The organism is Streptomyces sp. NPDC058086, assembly GCF_042885015.1.
Taxonomy (GTDB): Bacteria; Actinomycetota; Actinomycetes; order Streptomycetales; family Streptomycetaceae; genus Streptomyces.
Window position 1 is genome coordinate 1 of the sequence record NZ_JBHVST010000282.1, and the last position, 1,762, is coordinate 1,762.

Sequence of the window (1,762 nt, forward strand, 5' to 3'; positions counted from 1 at the left end):
TAGGGCGTGCAGATCTTTAACCTGTCCTCTTGATCTTGATTTGAGCAGGGCCGGAAGTGAGAAATGTTGCGAGGTCGGTTGGTGTGCGGAAGCGGGCGGTGGAGGCGTCGATGTGGTGACCGTGTGCTTCCAGGAGTGGGCGGACTTCCTTGCTTGCACGGCTGATGGTCACGGCGGAGACGCCGAAGAGTTGGCCGAGGAGGTTCATGGTGGCGAGTTTGCGTAGATGGAGCACAGTGGCCAGGATCCGGTCGGCTGGGGCGAGCTTGGCTTTGGCGCCTGTACCGGGAGCTACCAGGCGCGCATGACCACGAATCGTATGGAGTGTTTGCTCGTGCTGTAGTGCCAGCTGGGGAGTCAGTGCGCCGATCAATTCACTGATCTGTTGGCGGGTCATGCCGGTGAGTTCGGGGTCCTGCAGTGAATGCATCGACAGAGGATGCGGGTTGTTCGCCGGCGGCTGGGCAGCCGTTGCGTTGATCAGCGTCGTGCCGGGCGGCTGCTGGGTGTGGAGGGTGTAATTCCAGTCGCCGTGAAAGCGGTGCCGGGTGATCGGCAGGGCAGCGATCTCCTCATCGCTGACTTGGATGCCTGTGGGGTACTGGTCGGTGTCGAGTTCGGCATGCACCGTCAGGCCGGTTTTGGTGGTGGTCGCGGCGATGCTCTCGACGATGACTTCGTGGCTGGTCAGGGGCCTGCCGCGCCAGTTCATGGTGATGTGGGAGAACAGCCGGTGCTCGATTCGGTTCCACTTCGATGTTCCGGGAGGCAGGTGGCAGACGGTGATCGTCAGGCCGGTCTCGGCTGCGAACTGGGCGAGTTCGGTCTTCCAGGTGCGGGTGCGGTAGCCGTTGGAGCCGCCCGCGTCGGCGGTGATCAGCAGCCGGCAGGCCGTCGGATAGGCAGCCCGTCCGGCGCCGTTCCACCAGCGGCGAATGGATTCGACGGCGAACGCGGCGGTGTCGTGATCGGTGCCCACGTTGACCCAGCCGGTGTTTGCGGCGACGTCGTAAATGCCGTAGGGCACCACCCTGCCCAGCTCGCGGTCGGGGAAGTCGTGGGTGTCGACCCGCACCGGCTCGCCCTTCGGTTCCCACTCGCGGCCGTTGTTCTTGAAGGGGCCGACCAGTTCCTTCTTCTTCGTGTCCACGCTGATCACCGGGTCCCCGCCGTTCTGGTGATCCCGGGCCCGTTCGTTGAGGTAGTGGAACTGCGCGTCCCGGTCGGGGTGCTGCTTGCCCTCCAGGATCTTGGCGTTGCTCTGAAGGCTGAAGCCCTCCTCGCGCAGGATGTCGCCCACCGAATCCGCGGAGATTCTGTGACCCTGGCGGGTTAGCTCCTCGGCGAGTTTGCGAGTGGATTTGGTGGTCCAGCGCAGCGGCGACATGGGGTCCCCGCGGACATTCGGATCGACCAGGGCGAGCAGCGCAGCCCGCAGTGCAGGGTCCAGGTCGACGACGCGTTTGCGGCCACCGCCGGGCCGGCGGACCCGCCCCAACGGCGCCTCTCCGGAGTCGAGCTCCCGCGCCCCGAGCGACACGGTGGCCTCACGGACACCGACGGCACGGGCGACCGCCCTGATCCCGCCGTGGCCGAGCGACCGGGCCTCCGCCCCTATCAACAGACGACGCTGCCGCTCATCCAAATGCGGCAGAATCGCCCCGAACTTGGCTGACAACATGGCCCGCTGCTCTTCCAACTCACCCATGTCAGACCAACGAATCACCGGGCGGAAAGCCACGGGTTAAAGATCTGCACGCCC

1 protein-coding gene is annotated in these 1,762 nt (G+C 65.4%); it reads right to left on the reverse strand.

Annotated features, from left to right (window positions below; all coding sequences use genetic code 11):
* Nucleotides 1-16: 16 nt before the first annotated feature.
* Nucleotides 17-1,708: an ISAzo13 family transposase gene (locus ACFVWD_RS58245; protein WP_389607286.1), complete on the reverse strand. Its 1,692-nt coding sequence runs from the start codon at nucleotides 1,706-1,708 to the stop codon at nucleotides 17-19.
* Nucleotides 1,709-1,762 lie beyond the last annotated feature (54 nt).

Bases quoted from the DNA above. Each gene is read 5' to 3' on its own strand.
- ACFVWD_RS58245 (WP_389607286.1), bottom strand. From the start codon at position 1,708: ATGGGTGAGTTGGAAGAGCAGCGGGCCATGTTGTCAGCCAAGTTCGGG.